At 68.2% G+C, this 26021-nt stretch carries 21 protein-coding genes, 1 pseudogene and 1 riboswitch; of the genes and pseudogenes, 9 read left to right on the top strand and 13 right to left on the bottom strand.

Annotated elements, in window-relative coordinates:
- The first annotated feature begins 2 nt into the window (after positions 1 to 2).
- The 3 genes from def (at position 3) to ACIP6U_RS04675 (ending at position 3382) form a co-directional block, all read left to right on the top strand.
- Positions 3 to 653, top strand: a complete 651-nt coding sequence (gene def, locus ACIP6U_RS04685) for a peptide deformylase (protein WP_401712998.1) — start codon at positions 3 to 5, stop codon at positions 651 to 653.
- Positions 654 to 935: 282 nt separating this feature from the next.
- Complete coding sequence (gene cyc1 / locus ACIP6U_RS04680) at positions 936 to 2015, top strand: epi-isozizaene synthase (RefSeq protein ID WP_401712995.1); 1080 nt, start codon at positions 936 to 938, stop codon at positions 2013 to 2015.
- Positions 2012 to 3382: a cytochrome P450 gene (locus ACIP6U_RS04675; protein ID WP_401712992.1), complete on the top strand. Its 1371-nt coding sequence runs from the start codon at positions 2012 to 2014 to the stop codon at positions 3380 to 3382. The genes cyc1 and ACIP6U_RS04675 overlap by 4 nt, the downstream gene beginning before the upstream one ends.
- Before the next feature lie 10 nt (positions 3383 to 3392).
- Here the strand turns inward: ACIP6U_RS04675 and ACIP6U_RS04670 are convergent, their stop codons facing one another.
- A complete protein-coding gene (locus ACIP6U_RS04670; protein ID WP_401712989.1) occupies positions 3393 to 4364 on the bottom strand; it encodes a helix-turn-helix domain-containing protein in 972 nt (323 codons plus the stop codon).
- A 126-nt stretch (positions 4365 to 4490) separates the two neighbouring features.
- On the opposite strand from ACIP6U_RS04670, the gene ACIP6U_RS04665 reads away from it, so the two are divergent.
- Positions 4491 to 4673, top strand: coding sequence for a hypothetical protein (locus ACIP6U_RS04665; RefSeq protein ID WP_401712986.1), 183 nt, complete (start codon positions 4491 to 4493; stop codon positions 4671 to 4673).
- Here ACIP6U_RS04665 and ACIP6U_RS04660 read toward each other — a convergent pair.
- From ACIP6U_RS04660 to ACIP6U_RS04650, 3 genes are all read right to left on the bottom strand, one after another.
- The gene (locus tag ACIP6U_RS04660) at positions 4640 to 5191 is read right to left on the bottom strand and encodes a hypothetical protein (protein WP_401712984.1); all 552 of its coding nucleotides are present in this window, start codon (positions 5189 to 5191) and stop codon (positions 4640 to 4642) included. The two genes, ACIP6U_RS04665 and ACIP6U_RS04660, sit on opposite strands and share 34 nt — an antisense overlap.
- A 130-nt stretch (positions 5192 to 5321) precedes the next feature.
- Positions 5322 to 7400 (bottom strand): putative Ig domain-containing protein, encoded by a 2079-nt coding sequence (locus ACIP6U_RS04655; protein WP_401712981.1) that lies wholly within the window; start codon positions 7398 to 7400, stop codon positions 5322 to 5324.
- 220 nt (positions 7401 to 7620) lie between these two features.
- Positions 7621 to 8616: a helix-turn-helix domain-containing protein gene (locus ACIP6U_RS04650; protein ID WP_401712979.1), complete on the bottom strand. Its 996-nt coding sequence runs from the start codon at positions 8614 to 8616 to the stop codon at positions 7621 to 7623.
- A gap of 233 nt (positions 8617 to 8849) precedes the next feature.
- Between ACIP6U_RS04650 and ACIP6U_RS04645 the strand changes: the two genes are divergently transcribed.
- Entirely contained in the window at positions 8850 to 10343 is a 1494-nt protein-coding gene (locus tag ACIP6U_RS04645; RefSeq protein ID WP_401712976.1) for a recombinase family protein, read from the top strand.
- A 48-nt stretch (positions 10344 to 10391) separates the two neighbouring features.
- On the opposite strand, the gene ACIP6U_RS04640 is transcribed toward ACIP6U_RS04645, so the two are convergent.
- The 8 genes from ACIP6U_RS04640 to ACIP6U_RS04605 form a co-directional block, all read right to left on the bottom strand.
- The gene (locus tag ACIP6U_RS04640; protein WP_401712973.1) at positions 10392 to 11420 is read right to left on the bottom strand and encodes a ribonucleotide-diphosphate reductase subunit beta; all 1029 of its coding nucleotides are present in this window, start codon (positions 11418 to 11420) and stop codon (positions 10392 to 10394) included.
- Entirely contained in the window at positions 11420 to 13777 is a 2358-nt protein-coding gene (locus ACIP6U_RS04635) for a ribonucleoside-diphosphate reductase subunit alpha (protein WP_401712970.1), read from the bottom strand. The genes ACIP6U_RS04640 and ACIP6U_RS04635 overlap by 1 nt, the downstream gene beginning before the upstream one ends.
- A gap of 122 nt (positions 13778 to 13899) precedes the next feature.
- Positions 13900 to 14046, bottom strand: a riboswitch (cobalamin riboswitch).
- Positions 14047 to 14093: 47 nt separating this feature from the next.
- Complete coding sequence (locus tag ACIP6U_RS04630; protein WP_401712967.1) at positions 14094 to 14600, bottom strand: GNAT family N-acetyltransferase; 507 nt, start codon at positions 14598 to 14600, stop codon at positions 14094 to 14096.
- Between the two features lie 73 nt (positions 14601 to 14673).
- Positions 14674 to 16302 (bottom strand): monocarboxylate uptake permease MctP, encoded by a 1629-nt coding sequence (gene mctP, locus ACIP6U_RS04625; protein ID WP_401712964.1) that lies wholly within the window; start codon positions 16300 to 16302, stop codon positions 14674 to 14676.
- Positions 16299 to 16553, bottom strand: a complete 255-nt coding sequence (locus ACIP6U_RS04620; protein WP_401712961.1) for a DUF3311 domain-containing protein — start codon at positions 16551 to 16553, stop codon at positions 16299 to 16301. Before ACIP6U_RS04620 ends, mctP begins: the two co-directional genes overlap by 4 nt.
- Before the next feature lie 181 nt (positions 16554 to 16734).
- Positions 16735 to 16923, bottom strand: a complete 189-nt coding sequence (locus ACIP6U_RS04615; RefSeq protein ID WP_123999275.1) for a YbdD/YjiX family protein — start codon at positions 16921 to 16923, stop codon at positions 16735 to 16737.
- Positions 16907 to 19051, bottom strand: coding sequence for a carbon starvation CstA family protein (locus tag ACIP6U_RS04610; RefSeq protein WP_401712958.1), 2145 nt, complete (start codon positions 19049 to 19051; stop codon positions 16907 to 16909). Before ACIP6U_RS04610 ends, ACIP6U_RS04615 begins: the two co-directional genes overlap by 17 nt.
- A gap of 160 nt (positions 19052 to 19211) precedes the next feature.
- Positions 19212 to 19976 (bottom strand): GntR family transcriptional regulator, encoded by a 765-nt coding sequence (locus ACIP6U_RS04605; RefSeq protein ID WP_123997833.1) that lies wholly within the window; start codon positions 19974 to 19976, stop codon positions 19212 to 19214.
- A gap of 320 nt (positions 19977 to 20296) precedes the next feature.
- On the opposite strand from ACIP6U_RS04605, the gene ACIP6U_RS04600 reads away from it, so the two are divergent.
- From ACIP6U_RS04600 to ACIP6U_RS04585, 4 genes are all read left to right on the top strand, one after another.
- Positions 20297 to 21580, top strand: coding sequence for an extracellular solute-binding protein (locus tag ACIP6U_RS04600; protein WP_401712954.1), 1284 nt, complete (start codon positions 20297 to 20299; stop codon positions 21578 to 21580).
- Between the two features lie 76 nt (positions 21581 to 21656).
- Entirely contained in the window at positions 21657 to 22643 is a 987-nt protein-coding gene (locus tag ACIP6U_RS04595; protein WP_401712951.1) for a carbohydrate ABC transporter permease, read from the top strand.
- Complete coding sequence (locus ACIP6U_RS04590; RefSeq protein WP_401712948.1) at positions 22640 to 23497, top strand: carbohydrate ABC transporter permease; 858 nt, start codon at positions 22640 to 22642, stop codon at positions 23495 to 23497. The genes ACIP6U_RS04595 and ACIP6U_RS04590 overlap by 4 nt, the downstream gene beginning before the upstream one ends.
- Before the next feature lie 9 nt (positions 23498 to 23506).
- Positions 23507 to 25000 (top strand): glycoside hydrolase family 3 protein, encoded by a 1494-nt coding sequence (locus tag ACIP6U_RS04585; protein WP_401712945.1) that lies wholly within the window; start codon positions 23507 to 23509, stop codon positions 24998 to 25000.
- Positions 25001 to 25184: 184 nt separating this feature from the next.
- Here ACIP6U_RS04585 and ACIP6U_RS04580 read toward each other — a convergent pair.
- A pseudogene (locus ACIP6U_RS04580) lies at positions 25185 to 25753 on the bottom strand (transposase); the annotation flags it as partial.
- Positions 25754 to 26021 lie beyond the last annotated feature (268 nt).

Below are 26021 nucleotides of genomic sequence, written 5' to 3'. Positions count from 1 at the left end.
GCATGGCGCAGCAGGACACCGATCAGCAGCACGTGGGCGTGCTTCCCGTGGGCGACGAGGGCTTCGTCATCGACGTCGAGGAGGCGGAGGAGCGGGAGAACGCCTGGCGGGAGCGGGGTGTCTCGCGGCCGATCACCGTCGTCGGGAATCCGGTGCTGCACAAGGAGTGCAGGGACGTCACCGAGTTCGGCGACGAGCTGGCGCAGCTGGTCGCGGACATGTTCGCCTCGCAGCGCACCGCCGAGGGCGTGGGCCTGGCCGCCAACCAGATCGGCGTCGACCTGAAGGTCTTCGTCTACGACTGCCAGGACGACGAGGGCAAGCGGCACGTGGGCGTGGTCTGCAACCCCAGGCTGGTCGATCTGCCCGCCGACAAGCGGCACCTGGACGAGAGCAACGAGGGCTGTCTGTCGGTGCCCACCGCGTACGCGCCGCTCGCCCGCCCCGACTACGCCGAGGTGACCGGGCAGGACGAACAGGGCAACCCGATCAAGGTCCGCGGCACCGGCTACTTCGCGCGGTGTTTGCAGCACGAGACCGATCACCTCTACGGCTACCTCTACATCGACCGGCTCTCCAAGCGTGAACGCAAGGACGCGCTGCGGCAGATGGCCGAGAACGAGCCGCGCTACCCGGTCGTCGCGAACGACTGACACCCCACAGGACCCGTCCGTACGGCGTCTGTTCAGGCATCCCTGCCGGAACAGGCGCCGTTCGTGTGTGCGTCGCACGTTCGATCGCGTATGCGCCTCTAGTGATCCAGATTCGGTCACGCAAGGGGGTGTTCTAGGCATCGTGGGGTAGTGAAGGGAGCAAATCCGTTCCCAGAACGGTCAGTTGTGGTGCTGAATAGTAAGTGCGGGGATGCGCAACGGCGTGCGCCCGGCACGGCGGGAGGGGCGTACGCCGACTTGGCGGCTGAGAGGGGTTTGTTCGTGCCTGCTTTCCCACACAGCACCACATCGACAGCGATCGCGGTTCCACCGTCACTTGCTCTTCCGGTGATCGAGGCGGCGTTTCCCCGGGAACTGCATCCGTATTGGCCTCGACTCCAGGAGAAGACCAGGACCTGGCTGCTGGAAAAGCGCCTGATGCCGGCGGACAAGGTCGAGGAATATGCCGACGGTCTGTGCTATACGGACTTGATGGCCGGGTACTACCTGGGTGCCCCCGACGAGGTACTCCAGGCGATAGCGGACTACAGCGCGTGGTTCTTCGTCTGGGACGACCGACATGACCGAGACATCGTCCACCGGCGACCCGTCGAGTGGCGGCGGTTGAGGTTCCGTTTGCATGCGGCGCTGGATGCTCCCGAGAAGCATCTGCATCACAAGGACTCCCTGGTCGCGGGGCTCGCGGACAGCGTGGCGCGGCTCTACTCGTTCCTTCCCGGAACGTGGAACGCCCGTTTCGCGCGTCACTTCCACGAAGTGATCGAGGCGTACGACCGGGAGTTCCACAACCGTATCGAAGGGATCATCCCGACGGTCGATGAATACCTCGCACTGCGTCGGCTCACCTTCGCACACTGGATCTGGACCGACCTCCTGGAACCGAGCGCGGGCGTGGAACTCCCGGACTCGGTAAGGAAACACCCCGCATTCCGGCGTCCCGCGCTGCTCAGCCAGGAATTCGCCGCGTGGTACAACGACCTCTGCTCGCTCCCCAAGGAAATAGCGGGCGCCGAGGTCCACAATCTCGGAATCAGTCTCGTCACCCACGAGGGACTGACACTCGAAGAGGCGGTCGCCGAAGTAAGGCGACGCGTCGAGGAATGCATATCCGAATTCGTCGTCGCGGAACGCGAAGCATTACGGTTCGCCGACGAACTCGACGACGGCACGGTGCACGGAAAAGAACTCGGCACCGCCGTCAGGGCCTGCGTCGCCAATATGCGGAACTGGTTCAGTTCCGTCTACTGGTTCCACCACGAGTCCGGCCGTTACATGGTCGACAGCTGGGACGACCGGTCCACACCCCCGTACGTCACCAACGAAGCGGCAGGTGAGAAATGACCGTCGAGTCTGTGAAGCCCGCGGCCGTCCGGGCCCCGGAGCTGCGCGAACCGCCCCTCGCGGGCGGCGGTGTCCCGGTCCTCGGCCACGGCCTGAAACTGGTCCGCGACCCGCTGGCCTTCATGTCCCGGCTGCGCGAGCACGGCGACGTCGTCCGGCTGAGGCTCGGCCCCAAGACGGTGTACGCGGTCACCACCCCCGCCCTCACCGGAGCCATGGCGCTCAGCACCGACTACAAGATCGACGGCCCGCTCTGGGAGTCCCTGGAGGGCCTGCTCGGCAAGGAGGGGGTCGCGACCGCCAACGGCCCGCGCCACCGGCGCCAGCGCCGCACCATCCAGCCCGCCTTCCGGCTGGACGCCATCCCCGCCTACGGCCCGATCATGGAGGAGGAGGCCCACGCGCTCACCCGGCGCTGGCGGCCCGGCGAGACCGTCGACTGCACCTCCGAGTCCTTCCGGGTCGCCGTGCGCATCGCGGCCCGCTGCCTGCTGCGCGGCGACTTCATGGACGAGCGGGCGGAGCGGCTGTGCGTCGCGCTCGCCACCGTCTTCCGCGGCATGTACCGCCGGATGGTCGTCCCGCTCGGGCCGCTGTACCGGCTGCCCCTGCCGGCCAACCGGGAATTCAACCGGGCGCTGGCCGATTTGCACCTGCTCGTCGACGAGATCGTCGCCGAACGCCGGGCATCTGGTCAAAAGCCGGACGATTTGCTGACGGCATTGCTGGCGGCGAAGGACGACAATGGCGACCCCATCGGGGAACAGGAGATCCACGACCAGGTCGTCGCGATACTCACCCCCGGCAGCGAAACCGTCGCCTCCACGATCATGTGGCTGCTCCAGGTCCTCGCGGAACACCCGGAACACGCGGACCGAGTGCGCGACGAAGTCGAATCCGTCACCGGCGGCCGTCCGGTCGCATTCGCCGACGTCCGCAAGCTCACGCACACCAACAATGTCGTCGTCGAGGCCATGCGTTTGCGCCCCGCCGTATGGATATTGACGCGACGGGCGGTCGTGGACACCGAGCTCGGTGGCTATCGCATTCCGGCCGGGGCCGACATCGTGTACAGCCCGTACGCGATCCAGCGCGACGCGAAGTCGTACGCCGACAACCTGGAGTTCGACCCCGACCGCTGGCTGCCGGAGCGGGCGGGGGACGTGCCCAAATACGCCATGAGCCCGTTCAGCGTCGGCAACCGCAAGTGCCCCAGCGACCACTTCTCGATGGCCCAGCTCAGCCTGATCACGGCGGCGGTGGCGAGCGCGTTCCGCTTCGAGCAGGTGGCCGGGTCCAACGACACCACCCGGGTGGGCATCACCCTGCGCCCGCACAGCCTGTTGCTGAAACCCGTGCCGAGGTGAGGGGTGGGGGTCAGGCGGCCTCCTCGGAGCCCGAACCCCGGAAGGTGCGTCGGTAGGCGTTGGGGGTGGTCCCCAGCGCCCGGACGAAGTGATGGCGCAGCGCGGCCGCGGTGCCGAACCCCGTTCGGCCCGCGATCGCGTCCATCGTCTCGTCCGTCCCCTCCAGCAACCGCTGCGCCAGCAGCACCCGTTGACGCAGGATCCAGCGGTAGGGAGTCGTCCCGGTCTCCTGCTGGAAGCGGCGGGCGAAGGTGCGCGGCGACATCTGGGCGCGCTCGGCCAGCTGCTCCACGGTGACCTCCTCGTCCAGGTGCCGCTCCATCCACACCAGCACCTCGGCGACCGTGTCGACCTGGGAGCGGGGCAGCGGCCGCTCGATGTACTGCGCCTGACCGCCGTCCCGGTGCGGCGGGACCACCATCCGCCGGGCGATCTTGTTGGCGACCTCGGGGCCCTGCTCCTTGCGCACGATGTGCAGACAGGCGTCGATGCCGGCGGCGGTCCCCGCCGAGGTGATCACCGAACCCTCGTCGACGTACAGGACGTCGGGCTCCACGCTCAGCCCCGGGTACGCCAGCGCCAGCTCGTCCGCGTGCCGCCAGTGCACCGTGCAGCGCCGGCCGTCCAGCAGTCCGGCCGCGGCCAGCACGAAGACGCCGGAGCAGACGCTGAGCACGCGCGCCCCGCGGTCCACCGCGCGGCGCAGCGCCTCCAGCAGCTCGGGCGGGAACTCCCGGCTCTCGTAGCAGGACCCGGCCGGTACGGCGATCAGGTCCGCCGACTCCAGACGCTCCAGGCCGTGCTCGATGTTCATGGTGAAGCCCGCGTGGGAGTTCAGCCGCGGGCCCTCGGCCGAGGCCACCGCGAAGTCGTACACCGGCAGTCCGTCGTCACTGCGGTCGGTGCCGAACACCTCGCAGACGACGCCCAACTCGAAGGGGTTCACACCGTCCAGGACGATGGCGGCCACGTTTTTCAGCATGTCTCCACTGTGCCTCGGCATTGGCAGGAAGTCGAGGGTCTACGGCAGTCCTGCCACTGACGGTAAGGAGTCAAACGCGCGAGAGTGGTGTCCATGGATACCGCACAGATAGAAGGACTGATCGGAATGCTTGCTGTACTCGCCCTCCTCGTCCTGCTGGTGCTCCCGTCCGCCATCGGCATCGCGCACGACCGCCGCATCGACCGGCAGATCCGCGAGGCCGAGCTGGCCCGCCAGGAGCACCCGGAGCCGGCCCGCCCCGCACGGCGGCACGGCTACCTCACCACCACGGCGACCCACCACTCCTGAATGCCCTTGCAGGAGATCCGGCCGGACCCGGCGCCGCACAGCGGACGCGTCGAGCTCAGCCGGATCTTTCCTGTCGAGACGGCCTTGTAGGCGCCGCTCGCGTCACCGGGTTGCAGCACAATGCCGCTGTTGGTGGCCTCCAGACCGGCGCCCTCGGCGGACACCGCCTTCCACGGCCGATCGGCGGTGCCGTCCAGTTCCACCCGGACCACCTGTCCGGTCGTGAGGCACACGGTACGACCGCTGTCGTCGGCGCCGAGCGAACCGGAGACGGTCGCGCACTGCGAGGGATCGGCGGTCGGAGGCTCGGTCGTCGGGGACTGGGGCGTCGGAGACTGGCCGGCCGACGGACTGTTCGTTGTGGGACCGGCGGTCGTGGGACTGGCCGACGTGGACGGCGACACACCGCCCGCGGAACCTTCGTCGCCGCCGGAGTCGCTGCCGCAGCCGGCGAGCACGAGCGTCAGGATGGTCAGGGCCGTCAGGGCGAGAGCGGGGGTCGTGCGGTGAACACGCATGGGGCCTCCTCTGCCATTGGACGTATGACCCGTACGCCTGGATCCACGCCGGAGCCTTCTCGTACGCACGCCGGAGCCCCGGCCGCGAAGGCGGCGACCGGGGCCCGGGGTCTCGTGGCGGTCGTGGAGGTCAGCTGGTCGTGACGGCGGTGTCGTCGACGACGAAGCTGGTCTGGAGCGAGGAGTCCTCGACACCGCTGAACTTCAGGGTGACGGTGGAGCCGGCGAACGAGGACAGGTCGAAGGACTTCTGGGCGTAGCCGGTCGCCTTGTTGAGGTTGGAGTAGGTGGCCAGGGTCGTCGACCCGGCGGTGACCGTCAGCTTGTCGTACGCGCTGCTGGTGGAGGTCTCCGCGGTGTCGACGTGCAGGTAGAAGGTGAAGGTGGCCTTGCAGCCGGTCGGCACGGTCACCGACTGGGAGAGCGAGTCGGTGTGCGTGGAGCCGTACCCGTCGAGCCACGCGAAGTAGGAACCGGCGTGCGCGCTCTCACCGCTGTCGTTGGTGATGACCCCGCTGGACGAGGTCCAGGTGGTGGCACCCGACTCGAAACCGGCGTTGCCGAGCAACTGGGCCGAGGTGCAGGTCCCGCCACCGGAGCCGACGGTCCAGGTGAAGGACGTCGAGCCGGTCGCGCCCGTGGAGTCCTTCGCGGTCACGGTGACCTGGTACGTGCCCGCGGTGGACGCCGTACCCGAGATCAGGCCGGTCGAACTGCCGATGGACAGCCCGGTCGGCAGCCCCGAGGCGCTGTAGGTGAGCGTGGCACCGGCGCTGTCGCTCGCGCTGATCTGGAGGCTGACCGAGCTGCCGGTCGTCGTCGACCGGCTGCCCGGGTTGGTGACGGTCACCGTGTTGCCGGTGGTGGTGCCCGAGGTGAAGGCGGTGGTGCCGTTCGGGGTGCCCCAGCCGGTCGGACCGTCGTAGCCGGTGGCCGCGGTGCAGAAGTAACTCGTGGAGCAGGAGCCGTTGTTGCCGCTGGTCACGTCGTACAGGTTGCTGGTGTGGCTGTACGGGTACTTCGCCGGGTAGTCACTCGAACCCGGGGTGCCGGCGAGCGCGTACACGCCCGCGATGATCGGCGCCGAGGCACTCGTACCGCCGTAGACCGCCCAGCCGGAGCCGCCGTAGGTGTCGTACACGGCCACGCCGGTGGCCGGGTCGGCGACCGCGGAGACGTCCGCCTCCATGCGCTTGCTGCACCCGGTGTCGGTCTGCCAACTCGGCTTCGCGTCATAGGCGGAGCAGCCGGACCCCGTCCCCTCGCTGCTGCTGGTCTTCCACACGGACTCGGTCCAGCCGCGGGAATTGGAGGACGTGGACAGCGCGGTGCCGCCGACTGCCGTCACGTACTGGGACGTTGCCGGGTACTCGGCGCCGTACGCCTCGTCGCCCGAACTCACCGTGATGGCGACGCCCGGGTGCTTGAAGTACGCGGTGTCCTCGCTGGTCTGGGAGGAGGCCTCGTCGCCACCCCAGCTGTTGGACACGAACTTCGCGCCGAGCGCGACGGCCTCGTTCTCGGCGGTGCCGAGGTCGGAGTCGTTCGCCGAATTCGCCTCTACGAGCGTGATGTTGCAGTTGGGGCAGACCGCGCTGACCATGTCGATGTCCAGCGCCTCCTCACCCGCCCAACCGGTGTCGTTCGAGGGCAGCGAGGTGGTGGAACCGGTCTGACTGACCTGCTTGAAGCAGCCGTTGGCCTTCGTGCACGCCGACAGGCCGTACTGCGAGCGGTAAGTGGCCAGGTCCGACGCGGCGTTGGGGTCGTTGTAGGCGTCCACGACCGCGACGGTCAGACCGGAACCGCCGGTCGAGGGCAGGTTGTAGGCGCTGTGAAGATTGGCCGGGCTGAGCCCCGAGGGCGCGGCGGCGAGCGCGGCGGCCAGGCTCTGCTTGATGTCGGTACGCCGCTGCGCGAAGCAGGACGCGTGTCCCGGGGCCGCGGTGGCGCACAGGTGCGTGGTCGGCACCTTCTGGCCGGCCTTGCCGGTGGAGTGGAAGGTCTGGCGGGAGGGGGAGGTGAGGGCGGTCGTGTTCTGGGTGACGCGGGAGGTGTGGGGAGTGGCGGACGAGGTGGCCGGGGCGGTCTGCGCCCCGGCGGCCGGTGCCGCCATCAGGCCCGCGACGGTGAGGGCGAAGGCGGGAACGGACAGGGCCAGAAGTCTTCGCAGACTCCGGCGGCGCTTGCTCGGGCGTGACTCACGCATGGGGTACTGCCTCCAACGGTGGGGTTTCGGCAGGCCCGTGACGCGCGTAGCGGCGGCAGAGTGCGCAGTCATGAGCATGACATCTCGAACACCCTGTGCTGCCGCTATGCATGGCATGAACAGGACGGCCAGAACGTAACCGGGGGTGTGGAGGCGGAACCAGATGCGCCGGGAGAACTTTGCCGCCGCATAGGAACACCTTGGACGGTCGATGGAGGGTCTATGTACGGTCCATGGACGAGCCGCGCGAGGCCGCGCCGTCACGCTCGTCGAACTCTTCCGAGAGCTGTGAGATGAATTCCAGGGATTGTTGCGACGGCAGGGCGGACGAGCGAATCGTGTCGAGGAGCAGGCGGTGGCTCTCGACCTGTCCGGGCTCGTCCGCATAGCGACTGCCTGTCCAGTGGTCCGTCTCAACTACGTTCAAGGCTGCGGGAGGTGAGCTGTACAGCACCCGGAAGGACCCGTACATGCCGGGATAGACGGCCTGCTCGGTCGGTACGACTTGAATCGTGGTCCCGGGGCGGTGACTCATCTCGACCAGTCTGCGCAACTGCCGTGCCATGGTCCCGGAGCCGCCCACGGGGCGTCGGAGCAACGCCTCATCCAGTACGGCGACGAACCGGGGCGGATCGCCACGGTTGAGGACGTGCTGTCGCCGGATGCGCAACTGGACGAAGAACTCCACCTGCGCGTCCGGGAGATGAGGGTCGAGGCCGCCGATCAGGGCCCTCGCGTACTCGTCCGTCTGCAGGAGATCGGGCAGCGCCATGTTGCAGTACTGGAGGATCTGCTCGCATTCCGCCTCCAGCGAGATGACGTCGAGCGAATCCGTGCGCAGCGCGTTGCCGTACTCGTGCCACCAGCCCGGCCTGCTGCTTTTGCGGAGCAGGGACACCAGTACTTCGCGCAACTCCGGGTCCGCTACTCCGTAGAGATCGAGCAGGGCCAGGAGCTCCAGCCGCCGGATGTTCTGGCGACCCGTCTCGATCTTCGAGAGTTTGGCCTGTCCTCCGTCGATATGTGCACCGGCATCACGCTGCGAGACCTTTGCCTCTGCGCGGAGCCTGCGCAGTTCCGAGCCCAGACGCCGTTGCCGGATGCCTGCGCCCGGGTGAGCGGACATGCCGTCTCCTCTGTTCGTGGCGCCCCGCGTCTCCGAGGGGGCCTGCGTAGCCGAGCCGACACGATACGCGCCATCGTCGAGGCAGGTCACTCGATCGAATGTATTCGATGAAGCATGTTGCGTGCGGTGTTGCAGTGCCTTCACAGTGAAGCCGCAAGTAGCCAACTGCAGCTCAAGGACTGATTTTTGACGGACCGGAAGCCGCATGTCATCGCTGAGGAGGACCGTTGGGATCGGCATCGCACTGGGCCCCGCATCCAGCGCTTGTGGATGCTCTCGCCCTCGGGCGCAGTTTCGAGAGATGGCTCGCGGGGCGGATTCCCGTGGTCTCCTACGCCAGGGTCAGCCGTGACGCCGAGGGCGACGGACGGGGTGTCGGTCGGCAGCACCTCAACAACGACGATGCGGCGGCCGGACTCGGCTGGGCCGTCGTCTTCCGGTTCACGGACAACGCGCTGACCGCCTCTGATCCCGGCGTGGAACGGCCTGCGTTCCGACAGATGCTCCGCGTCATACGCGCTGGTCGGACGGAGCAAGGTTTCCGAGTACACGGCGTTGTCGCCGTCGAGGAGGAGCGCCTTGTCCGACTCCAAAGCGACCACTCACTCCTGCTCCGAGCCCTGGGACTGGTCGAGAACGGCTTCCTCTACCTGGTGGACAAGAACCAACTCATTGACATGACAGTTGAGATGGCACCCCACAGCGGTACGTCAGTCATGGGTGGGAAGCGAGAGACGGAGCGGATGAGCAGTCGCCGACTGCGTTCCGTGCGGGACCACGCCCGGGAAGGGCGGGTGACGGGAGGATGCCGCCGCTTCGGTTGGTACGGACCCGACGCGGTCACCGGCCGGCCCACCAACTCCGTGCTCGATCCGCACGAGTCGGCCTACCTCCGTGGGGCCATCGACATGGCATTGGCAGGAACGTCGTGGACGGCGATCACCGACTGGCTGACCGAGGAGGGAGTTCAGACGGTGCGAAACAGCCGATGGACCGTCAGTACGGTGCAGTCGATGGTGACGAACCCGGCGATCTGCGGCTACCGCATTGTGGACGGCGACCTGGTCCGCAATCGGGAGACAGTGGCACCTGTCGTCGGAGACTGGCAGACGGTGGCCACCCCCGAGGAGTGGGGGAAGCTCATCGAGCGTTGTGGCCGCTGGCATTCCCCCGGAGGGCGACGCCCCACCTACAAGCAGGAACACGCATCCCGGACAAGGGATCGGGAGATGCCGAGCAACGCGCGGGAGCGCAGGGCTCAGACGGATTCTTGTCGGAAGTATCTGCTCAGTGGGTTCCTGCGCTGCGGCTACCGACGAGACGACGGCACACTGTGCGGTTGCCGCATGGGAGGCCAGCCACCCCGTGGAACGAACCGTCAGTCCTCCTATCGGTGCGACGCGGCAAAGTGCCGAAAGGTGGGACGGCGAGTGGATCTCGTGGACGAGCACGTGATCGGCGTGGCGCTCCATGCGTTGGAGGCGGAGTACGGCGATGCCGTTCCTGACCGGAGCGGCTTCCCGGGAGAAGAGCGACTCGCCCTTCTCAAGGCATGCGAGGCACGCACGCCGCTGATGGATCTACAACTCCGTGACCTGGCAGAAGACCGCGCGGAGTTCTACGCCCAGCAGAACGACCGAAACCTGCTCGTCGGCTTCACACCGGAACGCTGGGCCGCGTTCGACATCAGACAGCAGCGTCTCGCGCTCGATGCCGTGGTGGACGAGGTGGTGATCCGGCCGATCCCGAAGACCCGGACCAGAAACGCTCCATTCGACCCGGGCCTCATCGATGTCGTCCTGAAGAAGAGGGATTGAAGGTGCCGGGCTGCAACATGCAGCCCGGCAACAGTCAGTGACGTACCGTCAGAAATCCTCGTCCAGGTCGACCGACCCCTCCACCGCCACCTGGTACGCCGACGGACGGCGCTCGAAGAAGTTGGTCAGCTCCTGCACGCCCTGCAACTCCATGAAGGAGAAGGGGTTCTCGGAACCGTAGATCGGGGCCAGGCCGAGACGTACGAGACGCTCGTCGGCGACGCACTCCAAGTACTGGCGCATCGACTCGGTGTTCATACCGGGAAGACCGTCTCCGCACAAGTCACGGCCGAACTGCAGCTCGGCCTGGACGGCTTCGCGCATCATGTCGGTGATCTGCTGGTCCAGCTCGTCGTCGAAGAGGTCGGGCTCTTCCTTGCGGACGGTGTCGACCACGGCGAACGCGGCGTTCATGTGGCAGGTCTCGTCTCGGAACACCCAGTTCGTGCCGGTTGCCAGACCATGCAGCAACCCCCGGCTCCGGAACCAGTACACGTAAGCGAAGGCCCCGTAGAAGAACAGGCCCTCGATGCACGCCGCGAAGCAGATCAGATTGAGGAGGAAACGGCGGCGATCGGCCTTGGTCTCCAACCGGTCAAGCTTTTCAACCTCGTTGATCCACCTGAAGCAGAACTCGGCCTTCTCGCGGATGGAGGGGATGTTCTCCACCGCGTCAAAGGCGGCCGCTCTGTCCTCCGGGTCGGGGAGGTAGGTGTCCAGGAGGGTCAAGTAGAACTGGACGTGGACTGCTTCCTCGAAGAGCTGGCGGCTCAAGTAGAGCCGTGCCTCGGGGGAGTTGATGTGCTTGTACAGCGTCAGCACGAGGTTGTTCGCCACGATCGAGTCGCCCGTCGCGAAGAACGCGACCAGCCGGCCGATCATGTGCTGCTCACCCGGCGTCAGCTTCGCGAGATCGGTGACGTCCGAGTGGAGGTCGACCTCCTCGACGGTCCAGGTGTTCTTGATGGCGTCCCGGTAGCGCTCGTAGAAGTCGGGGTAGCGCATGGGGCGGAGGGTCAGCTCGAAGCCGGGGTCGAGCAAGTTTTTGACAGGCGCAGTCTTGGCTTCGGTCGTCATTATTGGCAGGCCTCGCAGGACTCGGGGTTTTCCAGGGAGCAGGCGACCGCGTCGGGGTCAACGGCCTGCTGGACGGGGACAGTTGCTTGGGCCTGGGCGGCGCGGGCGATCCGGGTCGCCGGCCGCGACCGCAGGTAGTACGTCGTCTTCAGGCCCTGCTTCCACGCGTACGCGTACATCGACGAGAGCTTGCCGATGGTCGGGGTTTCCAGGAAGAGGTTGAGGGACTGGGACTGGTCCAGGTACGGGGTGCGGGCCGCGGCCATGTCGATCAGGCCGCGCTGCGGGATCTCCCAGGCCGTGCGGTACAGCGCGCGGACCTCCGCCGGGATCCAGGCGAAGCCCTGCACCGAGCCGTTGGCCTCGCGCAGCGCCTCGCGGGTGCGGGCGTCCCAGACGCCGAGGCGCTTCAACTCGTCGACCAGGTAGGAGTTGACCTGGAGGAACTCGCCGGACAGCGTCTCGCGCTTGAACAGGTTGGAGACCTGCGGCTCGATGCACTCGTAGACGCCGGCGATCGAGGCGATGGTGGCGGTGGGGGCGATCGCGAGCAGGAGGCTGTTGCGCATGCCGACCTTGGCGATACGTTCCCGCAGTGCCGCCCAGCGCTCGGGCCAGGTCAGTTCCACGTCGTAGTGGTCGGGGTGCAGGACGCCTCGGGCGGTGCGGGTCTTCTCCCAGGCGGGGAGGGGGCCGTTGCGCTCGGCCAGGTCCGCCGACGCCTCGTACGCGGCGAGCATGATGCGCTCGGCGATGCGGGTGGAGAGGGCCTTGGCCTCGGGGGAGTCGAAGGGCAGGCGGAGTTTGAAGAAGACGTCCTGGAGGCCCATGGCACCGAGGCCGACGGGACGCCATTTCGCGTTGGAGCGGCCCGCCTGCTCGGTCGGGTAGAAGTTGATGTCGACGACCCGGTCGAGGAAGGTGACGGCCGTGCGGACGGTCTCGTCCAGCCGGTCCCAGTCGATGTCCCGGCCGACCACGAAGGCGCCGAGGCTGACCGAGCCCAGGTTGCAGACCGCGGTCTCGCCGTCGTCCGTGACCTCCAGGATCTCCGTGCAGAGGTTGGAGGAGTGGACCGTGTGGCCCGGCTCGGCGGTCTGGTTGGCGGTGCGGTTGGCGGCGTCCTTGAAGGTCAGCCAGCCATTGCCGGTCTGCGCGAGGGTGCGCATCATGCGGCCGTAGAGGTCGCGGGCCGGGATGGTCTTGCGGGCGAGCCCGGCGGCCTCGGCCTTGCGGTACGCGGCGTCGAACTCCGCGCCCCACAGGTCGACGAGTTCGGGCACGTCGGCGGGGGAGAAGAGCGACCAGACGCCGTCCTCGTTGACCCGGCGCATGAACTCGTCCGGGATCCAGTGCGCGAGGTTCAGGTTGTGCGTACGGCGGGCGTCCTCACCGGTGTTGTCCCGCAGCTCCAGGAACTCCTCGATGTCGGAGTGCCAGGTCTCCAGGTAGACCGCGGCCGCGCCCTTGCGCCGGCCGCCCTGGTTCACGGCGGCGACGGAGGCGTCCAGCGTCTTGAGGAACGGGACGATGCCGTTGGAGTGCCCGTTGGTGCCGCGGATCAGTGAACCCCGGGAGCGGATGCGGGAGTAGGCGATGCCGATGCCGCCGGCGTGCTTGGAGAGGCGGGCGACCTGGTGGTAGCGGTCGTAGATGGAGTCCAGCTCGTCCATCGGGGAGTCGAGGAGGTAGCAGGACGACATCTGGGGGTGCCGGGTGCCGGAGTTGAAGAGCGTGGGGGAGGAGGGGAGGTAGTCCAGCCGGCTCATCAGGCGGTAGAGCGAGGCGACTTCGTCCAGGGCGCGGGTGCTGTCGTCCTCCGCGAGGCCGGCGGCGACGCGCAGCATGAAGTGCTGGGGGGTCTCGACGACCTTGCGGGTGATGGGGTGGCGCAGCAGGTAGCGGCTGTGCAGGGTGCGCAGGCCGAAGTAGCCGAAGCGGTCGTCGGCGGTGCGGTCGATCAGTTCGTCGAGGCGGGCCGCGTGGACGCGGACGAACTCGGCGGTGCGGTCGGCGATGAGGCCCTCGCGGTGGCCGACGAGGACCGACTCGGTGAACGAGGTGACGCCCTGCGAGGCGGCCTCGGCGCGGATCGAGATGGTCAGCAGCCGGGCGGCGACCTGCGAGTAGGCGGGGTCCTCCGAGATGAGACCGGCGGCGGCCTCCGTGGCCAGCTCGCGCAGTTCGGCCTCGTCGGCCTGCGCGGACCGGCCGCGCAACGCGGCGGCGGCGACCCGGCCGGGGTCGGCGTCGGGGAGGTCGGCGGTCAACTCGGTCAGGATCCGCAGCAACGCGGTACCGGGGCCGTCGGTCTCCGGCGCGGTGACTGAAGCCGGGTCGGCTGGCGCGATGGTCACGTGGGGCTCTCCCTCGCTGGGCACGGGGGCCAGGCGGAGGGCAGGGGGCAGCCACGAGCGCACGACGGCGTCGCGTCCCCGGCCCATTCCACGAGGCCCGGACGTCATGGCACCCGACCGGCTTGGTCGGGCGCGCTGTCGGCAGGTCCTCGGACTGACGCCCATACATGTGCGAACACGCATGAGTACACCGTTGCGGGACAGTTCCGGATTCGCACCGGATTCCCCTGCGACGACAGCGAGCATGAGCATACATCTTGTGCTGGGTTGTAGGAGCACCCCTAGATGTTGTGTCGCGCGCCGACTTCGGAGCGTGTCAGAACGTCAACTGATAGGTGAGCAGCACGAAGTCGCCGGCCTCCGGAATGGGGTTCCAGTCCCGTTCCGGGACGCGGACGAAGCCGAGGCGTTCGTAGATGCGGTGGGCGGCGCGCATGGTCGGCTGGGTGGACAGGACGATGCCGGTGCAGTCCTCGGCGGCTCGTGCGCGGTCGACGCAGGCGCGGACGAGTGCCTCGCCCGCGCCCCGGCCGCGGGCCGCCCGGTCGACGGCGAGCATGCGGATCTCGGCCTCGGTGGGGCCGGCCCGCTCGGCCATGTGCGTGCCGGCGGTGACGAAGGTGACCCCGCCGAGGATCCGGTCCCTGTCCGTGGCGACCAGCACGTCGGCGACGGCCGCCCGATTGGCCACGTCTCTGAGCTCGCCGAGGTACCAGTCGCTCTCTCCGAAGGTCAGCAGGTCGTCCTGGAGGTAGGCCTGGGCGGTGATCTCGCCGAGGGTCTCGTATTCGGTGGGGTGCGCTGCCCGGATCACGATGTCCATGCAGGCGAGTGTGCCCGACGGGTACGACAACGGGCCGCCGGATTTTCTCCGGCGGCCCGTTGAGCAGGAGTGCCTAGTGCGAGGTCCCCGCCGTGGCCGGCGGCAGTTCCACCTCCACGCCCGGGTCGCCCGCGTCCGCCGTGTAGTCGCCCGGCTGCGTCTCGTCGACGCCCTCCGGGGCCTTCAGTGCCTTCAGGACGAAGGTCAGGACCACCGTGACGACGACGTTCAGGACGAACGCGGTGAGGCCGATGTAGCCGATCTCGCCGATGCCGGGGATCTCCTTGGAGGAGCCGCCGAAGTGCTTCTGGGTCGGGGAGGCGACGCCGTACGCGGCGGCCGTGCCGTAGATCATGCCGACCGCCCAGCCGGCGAGCAGGGCCCAGCGGTGGAACCAGCGGGTGAACAGGCCGCCGACCAGGGCCGGGAAGGTCTGGAGGATCCAGATGCCGCCGAGGAGCTGGAAGTTGATGGCGACCGTCTTGTCCATCGTCAGGACGAAGACCAGGGCGCCGACCTTCACCAGCAGGGACACCAGCTTGGAGACCTTGGTCTCCTGTTCCGGTGTGGCGTCCGGCTTGATGAAGTCCTTGTAGATGTTGCGGGTGAAGAGGTTCGCGGCCGCGATGGACATGATGGCCGCGGGCACCAGCGCGCCGATGCCGATCGCCGCGAAGGCCACGCCCGCGAACCAGTCCGGGAACATGTCCTCGAACAGCTGCGGGATCGCCAACTGCCCGTTGCTGACCTTCACTCCGGCCGCGATGGCCATGAACCCGAGCAGCGCCAGCAGGCCGAGCATCAGTGAATACAGCGGCAGGATCGTGGTGTTGCGGCGGATCACCTCACGGCTCCTGGAGGAGAGCGTCGCGGTGATCGAGTGCGGGTACATGAAGAGCGCGAGCGCGGAGCCCAACGCCAGGGTGGCGTACGTCCATTGACCCGCCTCGGCCGGTGCGAGGGCGCCGCGCGGCTTGCCGGTCGCCGGGTTGGTCTGCGCGAACGCCTCGCCGGCCTTGGCGAAGATGTCGTCGAAACCGCCCAGTTTGATCGGGATGTAGATGATCGCCACCGCGATGACGATGTAGATCAGCGTGTCCTTCACGAACGCGATCAGCGCGGGCGCGCGCAGTCCCGAGGAGTAGGTGTACGCCGCGAGTACGCCGAAGGCGATCAGCAGCGGGAGGTCCTTCACGAACCAGTTGGTGTCGTCACCGCCGCCGACGCCCATCACGTCCAGCACTGCCTGGATGCCGACGAGTTGGAGCGCGATGTACGGCATCGTCGCGAGGATGCCGGTGACGGCCACCGCGAGCGAGAGGCCCTTCGAGCCGAACCGGCCGCGCACGAAGTCGGACGTCGTCACATAGCCGTGCTTGTGCGAGACCGACCAGAGGCGGGGCAGGAAGGTGAAGATCAGCGGGTAGACGAGGATCGTGTACGGCACCGCGAAGAAGCCGGCCGCGCCGGCCGCGTAGATCGCCGCCGGGACCGCCACGAACGTATACGCCGTGTAGAGGTCGCCGCCGAGCAGGAACCAGGTGACCCAGGTGCCGAACGACCGTCCGCCCAGGCCCCATTCGTCGAGGCTGGCCTCGTTCTCGGCCCGGCGCCAGCGGGCCGCCAGGAAGCCGACGACCGTGACGGCCACGAAGAAGAAGATGAAGACGGCGAGCGCTACGCCGTTCACGCCGTCGTTCACTTGGCGGCACCCTTCGTGCGGGCGCGCTGGTCACGCTGCCACAGCTGGTACGCGGTCATGGTCAGCGCGGTGGAGATCAGCACCCACAGCATCTGGTACCAGTAGAAGAAGGGGATGCCGATGAACGTCGGGTCGGTCTTGGCGTAGGAGCCGACCCAGAGCATCGCCACGAACGGGGCGATCAGGCAGAGGGCGATCACCACGCGGACCGGTGTCACCACCGGTGGTTTCACTTCGGGCACTTCTGACATTCCGCGGCTCCGTCCCCTCACTGGCTACCAGGGATCGCCTGTGATCACCTGGGTAACGCGCAGGCAATGTAGGTCACGGTGTCACGGATGCGGAAGACCTCGTCCGCATATCGGTATGTCGATTCTGTGAAGGCCCGACAGATGGCCCAACAGGGGGCCTTACGAGGCCCGCGGAGGCCCCTCAGCAGCAGCGGAAGCCCTGCCGGGGGTCCGCCTCCTGACGGTCCGTGCGCATTCGCTCGAACTCGCGCCGGGACGGCACCGCCGCGTCCGGATGGTCCTTGCGGACGTGCGTGACGTACCGGTCGTAGGCCGACTCGTCGGTCAGCTCACGCACGTACCAGCGCACTCCTCTAATCGCCCGGCGCAGCGGTACCGACGGCCGCACGGCGTTCCTCCTCCTTCTCGGTCCGGGTCGGGAACAGGCCGGCCGGCGCGGTGAGCTTGGACTCGACGTACGGGGACTCGCTCAGCGTGGACAGGGCCGGGCGGCGGACATGGCGGACGCAGACGCGGGCCGCGTCCGCGATCACGACGATGATCAGGACCGCGAGGACGGCGGTGAGGACGCCGTCCACCGTGGAGTTGGTGACCACGGTGTGCATGTCGTCCATGGTCTTGGCGGGCGGCAGCACCTTGCCGGAGTCGATGGCGTCCTGGAAGACCTGGCGCTGCTTGAAGAAGCCGACCCGCGGGTCGCTGGAGAAGACCTTCTGCCAGCTCGCCGTCAGCGTGACCGTGGCGTCCCAGGCGAGCGGGATCCCGGTGATCCAGGCCCACTTGAGGCGGCCGGACTTGACCAGGAGGGTCGTGCAGACGGCGAGGGCGACCGCGGCCAGGAGCTGGTTGGAGATGCCGAAGATCGGGAAGAGCTGGTTGATCCCGCCGAGGGGTTCGTGGACGCCGACCCACAGGAAGTAGCCCCACAGCGCGCACACGATCGCGCTGGTGATGGCCAGGCCGGGCTTCCAACTCACGTTCTTGAAGGGCCTGATGACGTTGCCGAGCATGTCCTGGAGCATGAACCGGCCGACCCGGGTGCCGGCGTCGAGCGCGGTCAGGATGAACAGCGCCTCGAACATGATCGCGAAGTGGTACCAGAAGGCCCGCAGGCTCCCGCCGGTGACCTTGGAGAAGATCTCCGAGACACCGACGGCCAGCGTGGGCGCGCCGCCCGTGCGGGAGAGCAGGCTCGACTCCTCGACCCGCTGCGCCGCCTGCGCGAGCGCGTCCGGCGAGATCTGGTAGCCCCAACTCCCCACCACCTGCGAGGCGTTCTGCACGGTGGTGCCGATGACCCCGGCCGGCGCGTTCATCGCGAAGTACAGACCGGGGTCGATGATGCTCGCCGCGAGCAGCGCCATGATCGCGACCGAGGACTCCATCAGCATGGAGCCGTAGCCGATCATGCGGACCTGCGTCTCCTTCTGGATCATCTTCGGCGTCGTACCGCTGGAGATCAGCGCGTGGAAGCCGGACAGCGCCCCGCAGGCGATGGTGATGAAGACGAAGGGGAAGAGCGAGCCGGCGAAGACCGGGCCGTTGCCGTGCCGGGCGAAGTCGGTGACCGCGTCCATCTTCAGCGTCGGCAGGGCGATGACCACCCCGAGGGCGAGCAGCGCGATGGTGCCGATCTTCATGAAGGTGGAGAGGTAGTCGCGGGGCGCGAGCAGCATCCAGACCGGCAGGATCGAGGCGATGAAGCCGTACGCGACCAGCCAGACCACCAGCGTCGAGGGCGCGAGGGTGAAGGTGTCGGCCCAGGAGGACTCGGCGACCCAGCGGCCCGCGACCAGGGCGAGCAGCAGCAGGCCCACGCCGATGAGGGAGACCTCGGCGATCCGGCCGGGGCGCAGGACCCGCAGGTAGAAGCCCATGAACAGGGCGATGGGGATGGTCATCCCGATGGAGAAGGTGCCCCACGGGGAGGCGGCGAGGGCGTTGACGATGACCAGGGCCAGTACGCCGAGCAGGATGATCATGATGGCGAAGGCGGCGATCAGGGCCGCCGCGCCGCCGAAGGGGCCGATCTCCTCGCGGGCCATCTGCCCCAGCGACCTGCCGTCGCGGCGGGTGGAGAAGAACAGCACCACCATGTCCTGGACCGCGCCGGCGAAGACCACCCCGGCGATGATCCAGATCGTGCCGGGCAGATAGCCCATCTGCGCGGCCAGTACCGGCCCGACCAGGGGGCCCGCGCCGGCGATCGCGGCGAAGTGGTGGCCGAGCAGGACGCGCCGGTCGGTGGGGTGGAAGTCGATGCCGTTGTCGAGGCGTTCGGCCGGGGTGGCCCGGGTGCCGTCGACCTTGAGCACCTTCTGCGCGATGAATTTCGCGTAGAAGCGGTAGGCGATGGCGTAGGTGCCGAGGGCGGCGGCGACCATCCAGGCGGCCGAGACGTCCTCGCCCCGGGAGAGCGCTAGCACGGACCAACCGGTCGCGCCGATCAGCGCGACAAGGGTCCAGATGGCGATGGAGCGGACGTTCGCGGTACGCACTGGGATGTCCTCCCGTCCATGCGGCGACGGGAGGAACGTAGAGCAGGAAAGGGAGTTGCGCTACACCGCGTGCGTGACGCGGTGTGCGCTGTCGAAAGTCGCGACCGGCTCAGTGGCGCGAGTTGTCGAGTTCCCCGGTTCGATTGGGCGAGTTACCGATTCAGTCCTGCGGGCGCTTGAGGCGGGCCACGAACTTGTAGCGGTCGCCGCGGTACACCGACCGTACCCACTCCACCGGCTGCTCGTCCCGGTCCAGCGAGTGGCGGGACAGCATCAGCATCGGCAGGCCGACGTCGGTGCCGAGCAGGCCGGCCTCGCGCGGGGTGGCCAGCGAGGTCTCGATGGTCTCCTCGGCCTCGGCCAGGTGGACGTCGTAGACCTCGGCCAACGCCGTGTAGAGGGACGTGTACTTGACCAGCGACCTGCGCAGGGCCGGGAAGCGCTTGGCGCTGAGGTGGGTGGTCTCTATGGCCATCGGCTCACCGTTGGCCATGCGCAGCCGCTCGATGCGCAGCACCCGGCCGCCGGTGGTGATGTCCAGCAGGTCGGCGAGCCGGTCGTCGGCGGTGATGTAGCCGATGTCCAGGAGCTGCGAGGTGGGTTCGAGGCCCTGGGCGCGCATGTCCTCGGTGTACGAGGTGAGTTGGAGCGCCTGCGAGACCTTGGGCTTGGCGACGAACGTGCCCTTGCCCTGGATCCGTTCCAGGCGTCCCTCGACCACCAGTTCCTGAAGCGCCTGGCGGACCGTGGTGCGCGAGGTGTCGAACTCGGCCGCGAGGGTCCGCTCGGGCGGCACCGGCGTACCGGGCGTCTGCGTCTCCGTCATGTCGAGCAGGTGTTTCTTCAGGCGGTAGTACTTGGGCACGCGCGCGGTACGGACGGTCGCCCCACCCTCGTTCTCCGCACTGCTGACGTCGGTGCTCATGGTCTGCCTTCCCGCTCCGGATGCGGCTCGTTTCGTGATCCCCTCTGTATACCGTCGCCACCAGTTTTGGTCTAGTCCACAGAGCCAAGTGGTCTAGCGGAGGAGCGTACTCCGGGGCCAGGGTTTTCGCTGCCTTCTTACTTAAAGGTTCCTGCATATGTAGGTCCCATAACGGCTGGTCAGGGCGGTTTCGAGCACCCTTGACAGGGCATCTGGTCTGGTCCAAGCTCCCGGTACTGGTCTACACCACTGGTCCAGGTCCCGGCCTAACGCGATGCGGGGAGGCCAGGGGGGTTTGTGGCATCCCTGAGGAGGGTGGCGTGAAGCGCAAGCTGATAGCCGCGATCGGAATCGCGGGAATGATGGTCTCCATCGCGGCATGCGGGGACAGCGACAGCAAGGACAAGGGGTCGGACAGCGCGGACGTCAAGTCGCTGACCGTCTGGCTCACCGTCGACGCGCAGAACAACTGGCCCGAGCTGGTGAAGGCCGCCGACGCCGCGATCGTGAAGAAGCACCCCGGCATCAAGATCAAGCACGAGTACTACGGCTGGCCGGACAAGAACACCAAGCTCGACGCGGTCCTGGCCACCGACAAGGTGCCGGACGTGGTCGAGATGGGCAACACCGAGATGCTGGCCTACATGGTCAAGGGCGCCTTCGCCCCGCTGGACGCGGCGAAGTTCGACAACTCCTCCGCGTGGCTGGACGGCCTCAAGGCCTCGGTGGAGTACGACGGCAAGACCTACGGCGTGCCGTACTACGCGGGTGGCCGCGTCGGCAACTGGCGCAAGGACCTGTTCGCCTCGGTGGGCGTCAAGACCCCGCCGAAGACGTACGCGGAGCTGACCTCCGCGCTGGACAAGGTGCAGAAGAAGGAGGGCGACAAGTTCTCCGCCTGGTACCAGCCCACCCGTGACTGGTACGCGGCCATGTCCTACGTCTACGACGCCGGCGGCTCCATCGCCAAGGAGGACGGCGGCCAGTGGAAGGCCAACCTCTCCTCGCCGGAGTCCGTCAAGGGCCTCACCGAGTTCAAGAACGTCATCGACAAGTACATGCACGGTGACAAGACCAAGGACGAGTCCGACCGTTACATCGTCTACGGCCAGGGCAAGTCCGGCATGATCTTCGGTGCGGCCTGGGAGGGCGCGACCGCCGCCGACCCGAAGAACGACAAGACCGGCAAGCTCAAGGACAACCTCGAGAACTTCGTGATGCCCGGTCCGTCCGGCAAGAACATGCCGGTCTTCCTGGGCGGTTCCGACCTCGCCGTCCCGGTGAAGTCGAAGGCCCAGGCCGTCGCCGCCGAGTGGATCAACGCCTTCACCGGCACCACCGGCCAGAAGGGCCTGATCGCCAAGGGCAACCTGCCCAACAACAAGACCGACCTCGCCCCCCTGAAGTCCGACCCCGCCACCGAGGTCCCGGCCACCGCGGCCGAGTCCAGCTGGTTCGTGCCCATGGCACCCGGCTGGGGTCAGGTCGAGAAGGCCCAGGTCCTGCAGACCATGCTGCAGAGCATCGGCACCGGCAAGAAGTCGGTCGAGGACGCCGCGAAGGAAGCGGACGCCGCGATCGACAAGGTCATCAACACCAAGTGACCTGAGAAGCAGGGCCTCGCCCGGGGGGCGGGGCCCTGCTCCTCGTACGACCTGAGGGACCGCTGAGGAGCGCGCGATGAGTGCCGCAGACACGACCACCCCTGCCAAGGTGCCGACCCCGCGCCAGGCACCACCACCGGACGTTCCGGACCGGCCGAGGAGAAAGCGGACCAACGGCGGAGCCGGGACGCCCTGGCTGCTGCTCGCGCCCTGCCTGCTGATCCTCGTCCTGGTCATGGGCTATCCGCTGGTCCGCCTGGTCACCCTGTCGTTCCAGAAGTTCGGGCAGTCCCAGCTGTGGGGCTTCCAGCCGGCCGAGTCGGTCGGGTTCGACAACTTCACCAACGTGCTGGGCGACGGCGAGTTCTGGCAGGTCGTCATCCGCACGGTGATCTTCGCGGCCGGCTGCGTCATCTTCACGATGGTCGCCGGCATGCTGATCGCGCTGCTCCTGCAGAAGGTCTCCGGCTGGGTGAAGACCCTCGTCAACATCGCCCTGGTGGCCAGCTGGGGCATGCCGATCATCGTCGCCACCACCGTCTTCAAGTGGCTCTTCGACGCCGACTACGGCGTCCTGAACGCGGTGCTCAGCAAGCTGCCCGGGGTCGAGCTGATCGGCCACAACTGGTTCGCCAGCGGACCGCAGGGCCTCGCCGTGATCATGCTCCTGGTGGTCTGGGGAGCCGTCCCCTTCGTCGTCATCACGCTCAGCGCCGGTCTGACCCAGGTCCCCAAGGAACTGGAGGAGGCCGCCCGCCTCGACGGCTCGGGCGCGTTCAGCGTCTTCCGCTACGTCACCCTGCCGATCCTCAAGCCGATCATCGTGATGCTCACGACCCTGTCGGTCATCTGGGACATGGGCGTCTTCCCGCAGGTCTTCGTGATGCGCAACGGCCACCCCGAGCAGGAGTTCCAGATCCTGACCACCTACTCCTACGACCGTGCCTTCGTCGTCAACGACTACGGGCAGGGCTCGGCGATCGCCCTGATCACCGTCGTGCTGCTGCTGGGTGTGGTCGCCGTGTACATGCGCCAGATGCTCAAGATCGGAGAGGTCGAATGAGCGCCATCGCTTCGCTGGGCCGCCGTCGCAACCGCCAGGGCCGGTCGAAGGCCGGCTGGAACCTCCTCGGTCTGCTGGTCTTCCTCGTCGCGGGCTTCCCCGTCTACTGGATGATCAACACGGCGATCAAGCCGGCCAAGGACGCCATCGACCCGGACCCCAGCCTGCTGCCCACCGGCTTCACCCTGTCCAACTTCGACCGCGCGCTGGAGATCGCCGACTTCTGGGGCCCGGTCGGCCGCAGCCTCATCGTCTCCCTGACGGTCGTCGCGATCGGCATCGTCGTCGGCCTGCTGGCCGCGCTCGCCATCTCCCGGTTCGCCTTCCGCGGCCGGAAGATCGTGATCGTCGGCATCCTCGCGGTGCAGATGGTCCCGCTGGTCGCCATGATCATCCCGGTCTTCCTGCTGCTGAACGACCTGGGTCAGTACGACAAGCTCTCGGGCCTGATCCTGACCTACCTGACGTTCATCCTCCCCTTCACGGTGTGGACGCTGCGCGGTTTCATCGTCAACATCCCCAAGGAGCTGGAGGAGGCCGCGATGGTCGACGGCTGCTCCCGCACCGGCGCCTTCGTCAGGGTCGTCTTCCCGCTCCTGGCCCCCGGCCTGGTCGCCACCTCGGTCTACGGCTTCATCCAGGCCTGGAACGAGTACCTGTACGCCCTGATGCTGCTCAGCCAGGAGAAGCAGACGGCGACCGTCTGGCTCGGCAACTTCACCACGAAGCACGGCACCGAATACGCGCCGATGATGGCCGGCGCCACCATGATGGCCGTGCCGATCGTGGTCCTCTTCCTCCTCGTCCAGCGCAAGATGGCCGCGGGTCTGACCGCCGGCGCCGTGAAGGGATAACGCCCCCTGATGACGACTCTCGCCCACGGCGCGGACACCCTGACGCGCGACGCCCTGACGGTCCTGCAACCCGGCTTCACCGGCACCACCGCGCCCGACTGGGTGCTGCGCAGGCTCGGCGAAGGACTCGCCTCCGTCGGTCTGTTCGGCCGCAACATCGCCACCCCCGAGCAAGTCACCGCGCTGACCGCCCAGTTGCGGGCTGAACGCGACGACGTCCTGGTGGCGATCGACGAGGAGGGCGGTGACGTCACCCGCCTCGAAGTGCGCACCGGATCCTCCTACCCCGGCAACCTCGCGCTCGGCGCGGTGGACGACGTCACGCTGACCCGGGAGGTGGCCTACGACATGGGCCGCCGGCTCGCGGCCTGCGGGGTCAACCTCGACTGGGCCCCGTCGGCCGACGTCAACTCCAACCCGTCCAACCCGGTGATCGGCGTACGTGCCTTCGGCGCCGACACCGCCCTGGTCGCCCGGCACACCGCGGCCTACGTCACCGGCCTCCAGGCCGCCGGCGTCGCCGCCTGCACCAAGCACTTCCCCGGCCACGGAGACACGGCCGTCGACTCCCACCACGCGATGCCGAGGGTGGACGTGTCGGCGGACGTCCTGGCGGACCGCGACCTCTCCCCGTTCCGAGCCGCGATCGCAGCCGGCTCGCGGGCGATCATGAGCGCCCACATCCTGGTCCCGGCCCTGGACGCGGACCTCCCCGCGACCCTCTCCCGCCGCATCCTGACCGACCTGCTGCGCACCGAGCTCGGCTACACCGGCCTGATCGTCACCGACGGCATCGAGATGCAGGCCATCGCCGCCGCCTACGGCATCGAACGCGGCAGCGTCCTGGCCATCGCGGCCGGCGCCGACGCGATCTGCGTGGGCGGCGGCCACAGCGACGAGGAGACGGTGAGCCGCCTGCGCGACGCCCTGGTCGCGGCCGTACGCTCCGGCGAACTCCCCGAGGAACGCCTGGCGGACGCGGCGGAACGGGTACGCGAACTGGCCCACTGGACTGCCACAACGGCGAGCAAGGAGCCGTACGCCTCCGACGCGGACGAGGTCGGCCTGGTCGCCGCCCGCCGAGCGGTACGCGTCACCGCCGCCCCGGACACCGCGTTCACCCCGCTCACCGAGGCGCCCTACGTGGCCCTCCTCACCCCGGTCCCGAACATCGCGGTCGGCGACCACACCCCGTGGGGCGTGGCGGCACAACTGGCCGCGCTTCTCCCCGGTACGGAGACGGACAGCTACTCCGGCGAGAACGCGGCCCAGACGATCCTGACGACGGCCGGCACCCGCCGCATCGTCGCGGTGGTCCGCGACGAACACCGCCACGACTGGATGGCGTCCACCCTCGACACGCTGCTCGCGGCCCGCCCCGACACGGTCGTCGTGGAAATGGGCGTCCCCATGTCCCCACCGCGAGGCGCCCTGCACGTGGCAACCCACGGAGCGGCAAGGGTCTGTGGCCAGGCGGCAGCGGAGATCATCGCGGGCGCATAAAGGTTTCTGGTCTTTGGCCGCTTGCCGTCGGGCGAGCATGGCTGAGGCCTGACGCTCGGGTCGGGTGCTCCAGTTCTTCGGGTCGTGGGTGAGCGGGGGACGGCGTGCCGGTCAGGTCGCCGGCCGTGGCAGGGTGGCGAGGCGGGCGAACGCTCTGACGAGCTCGTCTCGCCAGGGCCAGGGCCAAGGCAGCGTCCAGGACTGCGATGTGGTCGGCGGCGGTGTCGGCGCCGGCATTGCCCCGGCCGCAGTACCCCGGCCAGGGCTTCGCCGGTGTTGTCCAGGAAGCACAGCAGCGGGTGGTAGCCGTAGCCGCGTTTGTAGGTCGCGGCCACCGGCGCGGGCTGAGGGTATGCCCCCGGTGGTCTCGGCGGCCTGGAGCCAGACGATCTCCCGGGCGACGGCTCTCGCCGAGCGCAGGCGAGTGAGTGCGGCCGGACCGATGTCCGCGAGTAGGCGCCAGGCGGTCGCAGTGGAGGCGACCGGGCCGAAAACCTCTATCTGGTCCCGCAGCAGGGCCAGGTCCGCTATTGCTTCGCCACCGTCGGCGAGCATTACCGCCAGATCGACCGCGATCCGCCCGGGGTCGTGCCCCCTACCGCGCGGTCGCAGCCTGCGCAGCCCGTCCGTGAACTCGCCGGTCAGGCCGATGCCATCGGCGAGATCGGCCAGCAGGCGGGATCCAGCATGGCTGACCACCCCGCGGCCGTCGGCCGAGACGACAAGCTTGGGACGCGACCCGGTAGTGTGCACGCAGAAGTGCCTTCTCGCTGTGGTGACAGAAGCCCTGGGCAAGCCTCATCATCCCAGCTCAGGAGGCACTTTCGCGTTTCCGATCAAGATCCGGACGCCACCGCAAGTGAAACGCGGAGGCTCATGCCGAGGTACACGTGATGGTGCGCGCCCTCGCCGGGCTACGGCACCGGATCTGACGGCCCGCGGCACGTATCAGGTGGTCGGGGCAATTGCTCGGGTGACGGCCGTGATCGCCGGGGTGGGGCGGCCGGGAAGCCGCGCCACG

Source organism: Streptomyces sp. NPDC088794 (genome assembly GCF_044750545.1).
GTDB lineage: Bacteria > Actinomycetota > Actinomycetes > Streptomycetales > Streptomycetaceae > Streptomyces.
This window is presented reverse-complemented; position numbering and strand designations above follow the sequence as displayed.

Coding starts and splice junctions, on each gene's coding strand:
- def (WP_401712998.1), top strand. CDS start 3: ATGGCGCAGCAGGACACCGATCAGCAGCACGTGGGCGTGCTTCCCGTG.
- ACIP6U_RS04675 (WP_401712992.1), top strand. CDS start 2,012: ATGACCGTCGAGTCTGTGAAGCCCGCGGCCGTCCGGGCCCCGGAGCTG.
- ACIP6U_RS04670 (WP_401712989.1), bottom strand. CDS start 4,364: ATGCTGAAAAACGTGGCCGCCATCGTCCTGGACGGTGTGAACCCCTTC.
- ACIP6U_RS04665 (WP_401712986.1), top strand. CDS start 4,491: ATGCTTGCTGTACTCGCCCTCCTCGTCCTGCTGGTGCTCCCGTCCGCC.
- ACIP6U_RS04660 (WP_401712984.1), bottom strand. CDS start 5,191: ATGCGTGTTCACCGCACGACCCCCGCTCTCGCCCTGACGGCCCTGACC.
- ACIP6U_RS04655 (WP_401712981.1), bottom strand. CDS start 7,400: ATGCGTGAGTCACGCCCGAGCAAGCGCCGCCGGAGTCTGCGAAGACTT.
- ACIP6U_RS04640 (WP_401712973.1), bottom strand. CDS start 11,420: ATGACGACCGAAGCCAAGACTGCGCCTGTCAAAAACTTGCTCGACCCC.
- ACIP6U_RS04630 (WP_401712967.1), bottom strand. CDS start 14,600: ATGGACATCGTGATCCGGGCAGCGCACCCCACCGAATACGAGACCCTC.
- ACIP6U_RS04620 (WP_401712961.1), bottom strand. CDS start 16,553: ATGTCAGAAGTGCCCGAAGTGAAACCACCGGTGGTGACACCGGTCCGC.
- ACIP6U_RS04605 (WP_123997833.1), bottom strand. CDS start 19,976: ATGAGCACCGACGTCAGCAGTGCGGAGAACGAGGGTGGGGCGACCGTC.
- ACIP6U_RS04595 (WP_401712951.1), top strand. CDS start 21,657: ATGAGTGCCGCAGACACGACCACCCCTGCCAAGGTGCCGACCCCGCGC.
- ACIP6U_RS04590 (WP_401712948.1), top strand. CDS start 22,640: ATGAGCGCCATCGCTTCGCTGGGCCGCCGTCGCAACCGCCAGGGCCGG.
- ACIP6U_RS04585 (WP_401712945.1), top strand. CDS start 23,507: ATGACGACTCTCGCCCACGGCGCGGACACCCTGACGCGCGACGCCCTG.